This window comes from Lactobacillus sp., assembly GCF_051893255.1.
GTDB lineage: Bacteria > Bacillota > Bacilli > Lactobacillales > Lactobacillaceae > Lactobacillus.
In genome coordinates this window covers 1-8015 of the sequence record NZ_JBJFHB010000044.1, presented here as the reverse complement: position 1 = coordinate 8015, position 8015 = coordinate 1, and the positions used below count along the sequence as shown (strand labels likewise).

At 47.7% G+C, this 8015-nt stretch carries 8 protein-coding genes; 3 read left to right on the top strand and 5 right to left on the bottom strand.

Going from position 1 to position 8015, the window contains the following annotated elements:
* Positions 1-96 precede the first annotated feature (96 nt).
* On the bottom strand, positions 97-1242 hold the full coding sequence (locus ACI4WN_RS03595) for a homoserine dehydrogenase (RefSeq protein WP_439776995.1): 1146 nt from the start codon (positions 1240-1242) through the stop codon (positions 97-99).
* Positions 1243-1379: 137 nt separating this feature from the next.
* Here ACI4WN_RS03595 and ACI4WN_RS03590 point away from each other — a divergent pair, with 137 nt between their 5' ends.
* Positions 1380-1814, top strand: coding sequence for an ACT domain-containing protein (locus ACI4WN_RS03590; RefSeq protein WP_439776994.1), 435 nt, complete (start codon positions 1380-1382; stop codon positions 1812-1814).
* Between the two features lie 57 nt (positions 1815-1871).
* Here ACI4WN_RS03590 and ACI4WN_RS03585 read toward each other — a convergent pair whose 3' ends face one another.
* From ACI4WN_RS03585 to ACI4WN_RS03570, 4 genes are all read right to left on the bottom strand, one after another.
* Positions 1872-3671: an ABC transporter ATP-binding protein gene (locus tag ACI4WN_RS03585; RefSeq protein WP_439776993.1), complete on the bottom strand. Its 1800-nt coding sequence runs from the start codon at positions 3669-3671 to the stop codon at positions 1872-1874.
* Positions 3664-5424 (bottom strand): ABC transporter ATP-binding protein, encoded by a 1761-nt coding sequence (locus ACI4WN_RS03580; protein ID WP_439776992.1) that lies wholly within the window; start codon positions 5422-5424, stop codon positions 3664-3666. Before ACI4WN_RS03580 ends, ACI4WN_RS03585 begins: the two co-directional genes overlap by 8 nt.
* Before the next feature lie 130 nt (positions 5425-5554).
* The gene (locus ACI4WN_RS03575) at positions 5555-5779 is read right to left on the bottom strand and encodes a YneF family protein (RefSeq protein WP_008459863.1); all 225 of its coding nucleotides are present in this window, start codon (positions 5777-5779) and stop codon (positions 5555-5557) included.
* A 113-nt stretch (positions 5780-5892) separates the two neighbouring features.
* The gene (locus ACI4WN_RS03570; RefSeq protein WP_439776991.1) at positions 5893-6129 is read right to left on the bottom strand and encodes a DUF896 domain-containing protein; all 237 of its coding nucleotides are present in this window, start codon (positions 6127-6129) and stop codon (positions 5893-5895) included.
* A 151-nt stretch (positions 6130-6280) separates the two neighbouring features.
* On the opposite strand from ACI4WN_RS03570, the gene lexA reads away from it, so the two are divergent.
* Together lexA and ACI4WN_RS03560 are read left to right on the top strand one after the other, a co-directional pair.
* On the top strand, positions 6281-6904 hold the full coding sequence (lexA, locus tag ACI4WN_RS03565) for a transcriptional repressor LexA (RefSeq protein ID WP_195837451.1): 624 nt from the start codon (positions 6281-6283) through the stop codon (positions 6902-6904).
* Positions 6905-7073: 169 nt separating this feature from the next.
* Positions 7074-7922 (top strand): GRP family sugar transporter, encoded by an 849-nt coding sequence (locus tag ACI4WN_RS03560; RefSeq protein ID WP_439776990.1) that lies wholly within the window; start codon positions 7074-7076, stop codon positions 7920-7922.
* Positions 7923-8015: the final 93 nt, after the last annotated feature.

Here is an 8015-nt window from a genome sequence, read left to right as displayed (position 1 = left end):
ACGACAAACTTGCGGCTGGGGTCGCTGGTCACGATCTTTTTGACTTTTTGAAACTGTTCACTGTTGGCAACTGAGGAGCCGCCAAATTTTACGACTTTAATCATTTTCAATCCCTGCTAAGAAAAGTTCCTCGTCTTGTGCTGCCTGAACTAATTGACTAACTTCGTCAATAGTTAAAGGCTTGGTAACAATCGCATCATCACTGACTTTTTCCTGTGTAACACTAGCAAAATCAGCAATTTTCTGGCTGCGAACGTAGAAGGTCTGCTTGTCTCCTGCTTGATTTTCTGCTGGTTCAAAGGTGGCGATTGGCGAATTAGCCTCTAAGATATCAACCAAATCCTGCACAGCCGCATGAGCCGTTGGCAAAGAACCTGCGCCTTGCCCAACGAAGGCGGCTGGCCCTAGGCTCTTAGACCAGGTCTTGCCCGCGTTGAAGTTTAAGCTGACACTGCCCAGCAGGCTGTCTGCTTTCACCATGACTGGCAGAACTTGGAGACTGACGCCATCTTTGTTCCTTTTACCCTGACCAATTAGCTTGATCGTCCGGCCCTGCTCTTTGGCAAAGGCAAAATCCTCCTTGGTCAAGTGGCGGATGCCAAAAGTTGGCACCTCTCTTGGATCAACCGCCTGGCCAAAAGCAGTCAAAGCTGACAAGACCACCTTGTAGCAGACGTCATGGCCATCAATGTCATCACTAGGGTCACTTTCGGCATAACCCAGTTCTTGCGCCTTTTTCAGGCATTCAGCAAAGCCGGCGCCCTTTTGCTCCATTTGGGACAATATGTAGTTGCTGGTGCCGTTCAAGATGCCTTGGAAGGCTTCTACTGGCTCAAGGCGCTTGATCCGCTCTAAATTGGCAATCCAAGGGATGCCCCCGCCCACGCAGGCTTCATAGCCAATGGTCAGGTCATTTTGCCTGGCCAGGTCAAACAGCTCACTAGCGTAGGTGGCCAGCATCTTCTTATTGGCCGTTACCACATGCTTGCCCTTTTCTAGGGCTTTTTTAGCATATTCATGCGCCGGTTCCAGCCCCCCAATGCACTCACAGACAATTGAAATTTCAGGGTCATTTAAAATTTCATTAATATCAGTCGTGCAGCGGTCATCTACCGCTTTTTCTGGCCGGTGAATCAAAACGCGCTTCACATGCAGCTGCTTTAAAAGGGGCGTCTTCGCCTCATCAATCAGCTTGATCACGCCGCTGCCAACAACACCCCAGCCTAATACCGCAATTTCCATTTCCGCCTCCTGTGTTTCTATTTCAGGGACACTTGTTTTCAAGATAAAAACATAGTATCATTCTTAACAGGATCTGACAAGGGCAATTGCCTGTTTTTATTAAACAAAAATTAAAGAGAAATGTCGAGGAAAAAGTGGTGGCAGATTACTTATACGTTCATAAAAAAATTCTTCCAGACTACCTGGAAAAGGTCATCCGAGCTCGCGAGCTTCTAGAAGGCAAGGAAGCAGCCACGGTTACAGAAGCTGCTGAAAGAGTCGGCATCTCCCGCAACACTTATTACCGCTACAAAGACTATGTCTTCCGGCCCAAAGAGATGACGGCAAGCCACCAGGCAGTTTTTTCCATTCTGCTGTCGGATGAGTCAGGTGCCTTGGCTTCGGTCATTACCTGCATCACCAATCAAGGGGCCTCAATTTTGACCATCTCCCAGGCCATCCCCCTCCAGCACCAGGCCAGCGTCTTAATGTCTTTAGACCTCAGCCAAATGGAAGCTAGTCTAGAAAAATTAACCGCTGATTTAAAAAAGCTCAAGGTAGTCAAAAACCTGCAATTAGCAGGGATTGAATAGAAAAGCAAAAAGAAAATGTCTTGGAACCAATCCAAGACATTTTTTGCATCTAAAAGCTTACAAATCGCGGTTTTGCTGCAGAGTGTAAAGGTCGTAGTAGTAGCCCTTTTGCGCCAGCAATTCTTCGTGAGTCCCGTGTTCAACGATCCGCCCCTTGTCTAAGACAATGATCTGGTCAGCATCGGCAATCGTTGACAGGCGGTGGGCAATGGCCAAGGTCGTCCGGCCTTTGCGCAACTTTTTCAGCCCTTCTTGAATCAGGCTTTCGGTTTCCGTATCAACATTAGCCGTCGCTTCATCCAGGATCAGGATCTTGGGGTCAGTAACCAAAGTTCTGGCAAAAGAAATCAGCTGCTTTTCCCCGCTGGAGAATTCGCTCCCGCCTTCAATCACCTTAGCATGGTACTTGCCAGGCAGTTTTTCGATAAAGCGGTCAGCTTGGACCGTTTCCGCCGCCTTTTTAATGGCTGCATCTGAAATCTGGTCATTATAAAGGCGGATGTTAGAAGCAACATCCCCGTAGAACATGAAGGGTTCCTGCAAGACCAGACCAAGCTTTTTCCGGAGCTCTTCTTTGCTAAAGTCCCGAATGTCGTGTCCATCCAGCAGGATCTCGCCGTCATGGAACTCGTAAAAGCGCATCATGACGTTAATAATGGAGCTTTTGCCTGAGCCCGTGTGACCAACGATGCCTAGGGTTTGCCCTGGCAAAAGGGTGAAGGACACGTCGTGCAGGACGTCGTGCTTGCCATCATAAGAGAAAGATACGTGCTTAAATTCGATCTTCCCTTCGGTAATCTTGGCGTCCTCTTTGCCCCTTTGCTTTGGCTCATATTCTTCTTGGTCCAGAATCTTAAAGATCCGCTTGCCAGCGACAATCCCATCGGTAAAAAATGTCAGCGAGTTCATCATGTCTGACAAGGGATTAAAGAAGTTCTGGATATAGTTGGAGAAGGCATAGATCACCCCGGCTGGCACAAAGGTTTGCCGGAGCGGGTAGCCAAACCAGACTAACACGGCTACCAAGGCCAGTGAGTACAATAGCCCGGTTAAAGGTGATAGCAAGAGACCATTGGTCGTAATCAGCTTAAAGCGGGTCTGCATCTGCTGGTTGTTAATTTTTTCAAATTCTTGGTTGATCCGTTTTTCCTGCCGGAACTGCTGGATAACCGAAATCCCGGCAATGCTTTCCTCCAGCTTGGTGTTGATCAAGGAGTTTCTTGCCCGGTATTCGTGGTAGGTTTTAGAGTTGATCCGGTTGTAAAGCCAAATGGCAAAAACAATTATCGGGACAAAGGCCAAGACGATCGTTGCCGCAACTGGGTCAGCCATGTACATGGCAATCAAAGCCGTAATGATCGAAACGATCCCCAGCATAAAGGCGGAAAAGACCTGCATGAAGGTGCTGAGGGTCATGGTGTCATTGGTGACTCTCGACAAAATGGACCCAGCCGGCGTTTGGTCAAAGTACCGCATCCCTAGGGTATGGATCTTTTGGTAAAGAACCCGGCGGATTTTTTCCAAAGCCTTCTCCCCGGTTAAAGCATAAAGATATTCATAGGTAAACTGGAAAACGGCTTTAAAGATGATGCCCAAGGCATAAATCAAGGCGACATAGACCATGATCTGGAAGGTAACGTGGTTGCCTTTGAGATAGTGGTCCATATAGTACTGCAGCCAGGTTGGCAGCAGCATGTTGATGGCAGAAACGATGATCATGCCGGCTAAGGCCGTTAACAGCTCTGCCTTGAAAAGCCAGATGAATTTCCAAAGGCGCTTTAAGATCTGCCACTGCTCTTTAACAGTGATCGTTTGATTCCAAACTGATTGGTATTCTTCTTGACTGTCGTTATTCATCGCTTTCACCCACCTTCTTGGCTAATTCCTGCCGATCCCACATCCGCTTGTACCAACCGCCCAAGCCCAGCAGCTGGTCATGGGTCCCAGCTTCAGCGACGCGGCCATCTTTCATGACCAAAATTAAGTCAGCATCCATCACGCTGCTCAAGCGGTGGGCGGCAATGACGGTGATCTTTTGCTCTCTTTCTTTCCTTAAGTTGGTCAAGATGGCCTTTTCCGTTTTGGCGTCAACCGCCGACAAGGCATCGTCCAAGATCAGAATCTCGCTGTTGTTGAGCAGCGCCCGGGCAATCGACATCCGCTGCTTTTGCCCGCCAGACAGGGAAACTCCGTTTTCCCCAATCATGGTTTGGTAGCCCTTAGGAAAGGCCAAAATGTCGTCATGAAGGTCAGCCTTTTTAGCAGCGGCTTCGACCTCTTCTTGGCTAGCCTCGGGTTTGGCAAAAGCAATATTATCTCTAACCGACATCGAGAAAAGGAAGTTGTTTTGCGGAACGTAGGAAATTTCTTTTAAATAGACATCCAAGGGCACTTGCCGGATATCGTGGCCGGCAAAGGTGATTCGGCCCTTGTAGTTGTCAAATTCCCGCATTAAAAGCTGGATGATGGTGGTCTTGCCAGACCCGACCCGGCCAACCAGGCCCACCGTTTGGCCCGGCTTTAAGTCGAAATCCACATTCTCTAAGACTGCTTGGTCAGGTTCATCAGGATAGGCAAAGCTAGTGATGTGATAGCGCAGCTGCCCTTCAAGGCGCCGCTCAGTTTCTTCGCCGTCGCTAGAATCAACGATCAAGGACTTTTCCTTTAACAAGTTGTCGATCCGGTCGTAGCTGGCGCTCCCTCTTTCCAAGATGTTAAAGAGATAGCCAATGGCAAACATCGGCCAGACCATGGTCCCGATATAGGCCACAAAGGTGATCAACTGGCCCAGGCTGATGGCGTGGCTGGTCACCAGGCTCCCGCCGTAAATAATGGTGATCACGTAGGTCACCCCGATAACCAGCGTGATCAAGGGATCATAGAGGGAGTCGATCCGGAAGACTTTTTTATTGATGCCGATCGTTTCATAGGTCATCTGGTTAAAGGCTTCTGCATCTTGATTGCTTTGGCCAAAAGTCTTCAAAACCTTGATCCCGGACAAGGACTCTTGCGTCTTATTGTTCAAGCGGGAAAAGGCAGCTTGTGAATCCAGGTAGGCATCGTGCAGTCGCCGGCCCAGGTATTGGGCGATGATTGTCAGTAAAGGCAGCGGCAGCATGGCGGCCAGGGTCAAGCGCCAATCGACTAGGAAAATCATCGCAATCAAGGTGCTGCCCCCGGTAACGATGGCGTCAACCAGGGTCAAGATCCCGTCGCCGGCCACGTTTTGGACAGCCTGGACGTCATTGGTGGCCCGGGCCATCAAGTCCCCGGTCCGGTAGCGCTGGAAAAAGGTCCGGTCCATTTGCAAAAAGTGCCAGTAGAGCTTGCCCCGGAGTTCTTTTTCCAGGATAGCGGCCCCGCCATAGATTTCTTTGCGCCAGTAAAAGCGGAAAAGGTACAAAAAAGTTGCCGCAATAATAATGGCGAAAAGATAAGTGAAGAACTGGCCCCAGCTGATCTTCCCCGTGTCCAGCTGGTCTGCCATGATCCCTAATACTCGGGGCGGCACCAGGTTGGCGGCGGCGGTGATGACTAGTGCGACGATCCCGAGGACGTATCTTTTCCGGTGCTCTTTGAAGAACCAGGATAATTTGCTAAAGGTTCCCATTTTCTTTTTTACCTCCCATCTTTTTCCTCTATTTTATCAAGGTACATTAATTTCGCTTTCATTATAAACTAAGATTGCCTGTTTTTGGCAAAAAAATAGCGGCAGGTCTTCCTGCCGCTAAAAATCCAGCTTAGTTCTTAGCTGATTGGTGCTTGATCATGGTCATCACTTGGTTAACCTTCTTTGCAGATGGCTTTTGACCCATTTGTGACATCATCATTTCCACCATTTCCCGGGTAATTGGCGGGTTCTTTTGGAAATAGTTCTTCATGTAAGCTCTAGCGCCGTAAAAGCCAGCTGCTGCCCCGAGCAGGGCTGCCAAAATGATCAAAAAGATTGCTAAACCTAAATTCATTATTCCAAACCTCCGTTGGTTTTAGTGTTTGTTTTCCCTGAAGGAAAAGATGTATTCGTTAATTACACAAATACTATCTTACAAAATTTTAGATCATTTTGAAAGGACTAATTCTATCTAAGACCCTTTTCCTTTTGAATCTTCTTGGCTTTTTCAGGGGTAACGTCGTTGCCGTCCTTGTCAACGATTTTCAACCCATCCAGTTGTTGCCGAAAACCAGCCCGGAAGTTGGCGATAAATTCCTTGTGGAGGTCTTTTCTTTCGGCCTCTTCTTCAGCAGTCAAGCCTTCGTTTTGCTTCTTTTGGTATAATTCGTTAATTCTGTTTCTTACTTTTTCTTCGTGTGACATTCAGTCAAAGTCCTTTCCATTGCTTATCAGCTTTTTCAGCGATTATCTGGCTAATTCTAAAAAATTGCTAAATTTAGAACGCCTGTTTGCAAATCTTCGAAATATTTGCTAAAATAAATAATAAGCCAAAAGGGAAGTTTTAGATAGGAAAATGCTCATGAACCACGAATCAAAACAATACGAAATTTTACGTTACATTTATGATACGGTAGAAAGCCGCGGCTTTCCACCAACTGTTAGAGAAATTTGTTCAGCAGTCGGTCTTTCTTCGACCTCAACGGTCCACGGTCACTTGACCCGGCTTGAAAGAAAGGGCTACTTGATCAAGGACGCCACCAAGCCCAGAGCCTTGGAAATCACCCATGAAGGGCTTGATGCCTTGGGCATCGCCCCAAAGGACATTCCAGTGATCGGCGTGGTGACGGCTGGTGAACCAATCCTGGCGGTCCAAGACGTTGAAGGCTATTTCCCGCTGCCACCTGACCTGGAAAGCGATGCCGGCGACCTCTTCATGCTGGAAGTTCACGGCACGTCCATGATCAATGTCGGCATCTTGAACGGCGACTATGTCATTGTCCGCAAGCAAAACACGGCTCAAAATGGCGAAATCGTCGTTGCCATGACCATGGACGGGGAAGCAACGGTCAAGCGCTTCTTCAAAGAAGACCTGCACTACCGCCTGCAACCCGAAAATGATAACATGGATCCAATTATTTTGGACCATGTACAGGTTTTGGGTAAAGTTGTTGGTTTATACAGAACTAACATCAATTAGTGAATATTTACTGAAAGAGGAAACTTGTTTCTGCAAGTTTCCTCTTTCTTTTTAACCGTTTTCTGAAAACGGTTGTTATTTTCATAGCGTTTTCTATTGATCTTTTTCATTTAATCGGTTACCCTATTAAATACTTGACAAGTTAATAGTAAAAGGAGTATTTCAATTAATGAATATTATCATTGCCTTATTGCCAGCGATCGGCTGGGGCATCATGCCTTGGATCGTCAATAAAGTTCCAGCCAGCAAGCCATCTAACCAAATCCTAGGCGTCGGGCTGGGGGCGACCCTGGTCGGCATCATCGTTACCATCGCCAAGCAGCCTGCCATGTCCTTGCCAGTCTTCTTGATCTCTTTGCTCTCTGGTGCCTTTTGGACCATCGGCCAAATCGGTCAGTTCATTTCCTTCACCAGAATCGGCGTCAGCAAGACCATGCCAATCTCAACTGGCCTGCAATTAGTAGGCAACACCATCATCGGAGCCTTGATCTTTGGCGAATGGCGCAGCCAAAATGACTTCTTGTTTGGCTCAATCGCCCTCTTGATTATCATCGTCGGCGTCATCTTGACTGCCTACACGGAAAAGGATGCGGACGAAAGCAAGAAGGCAACTAAGAAGGACTTCCTCTTCTTGATCTTGACGACGGTTGGCTACTTGGTATATTCAGCCTTCCCGAAGACCATCTCAGCCAACGCTGAATCCATGTTCTTGCCGCAAACCCTGGGTATCCTCTTAGGCGCCATCATCTACTTGCTCTTTAGCAAGCAACAAGTAGCCTTCAAGCAAAAGGCCAGCTACCTGGACGTCTTTGCCGGGATTGCCTTTGGGATTGCTGCTTACACTTACATCATCTCTGCCCAATTAAACGGGGTTACCAACGCCTTCATCTACGGCCAATTGAGCGTGATCATCTCCACTCTTGGCGGGATGACCCTGCTGGGTGAAAAGCAAGAAGGCAAAGAACTCTTGACCACCTTGGCCGGTTTAGTCTTGATCGTGGTTGGGGCCGTTTTGTAAAACTAAACAAAATCCAAATCAATTAATTTTACGTGCTAGCAAAACATACTAACCTAGTGTTGGATGATTACTCGACGGAGTAGTCATTCAACA

Excerpts from the sequence above, each read along its gene's own strand:
- ACI4WN_RS03595 (WP_439776995.1), bottom strand. The coding sequence starts at position 1,242 with ATGGAAATTGCGGTATTAGGCTGGGGTGTTGTTGGCAGCGGCGTGATC.
- ACI4WN_RS03585 (WP_439776993.1), bottom strand. The coding sequence starts at position 3,671 with ATGAATAACGACAGTCAAGAAGAATACCAATCAGTTTGGAATCAAACG.
- ACI4WN_RS03580 (WP_439776992.1), bottom strand. The coding sequence starts at position 5,424 with ATGGGAACCTTTAGCAAATTATCCTGGTTCTTCAAAGAGCACCGGAAA.
- ACI4WN_RS03575 (WP_008459863.1), bottom strand. The coding sequence starts at position 5,779 with ATGAATTTAGGTTTAGCAATCTTTTTGATCATTTTGGCAGCCCTGCTC.
- ACI4WN_RS03570 (WP_439776991.1), bottom strand. The coding sequence starts at position 6,129 with ATGTCACACGAAGAAAAAGTAAGAAACAGAATTAACGAATTATACCAA.
- lexA (WP_195837451.1), top strand. The coding sequence starts at position 6,281 with ATGCTCATGAACCACGAATCAAAACAATACGAAATTTTACGTTACATT.
- ACI4WN_RS03560 (WP_439776990.1), top strand. The coding sequence starts at position 7,074 with ATGAATATTATCATTGCCTTATTGCCAGCGATCGGCTGGGGCATCATG.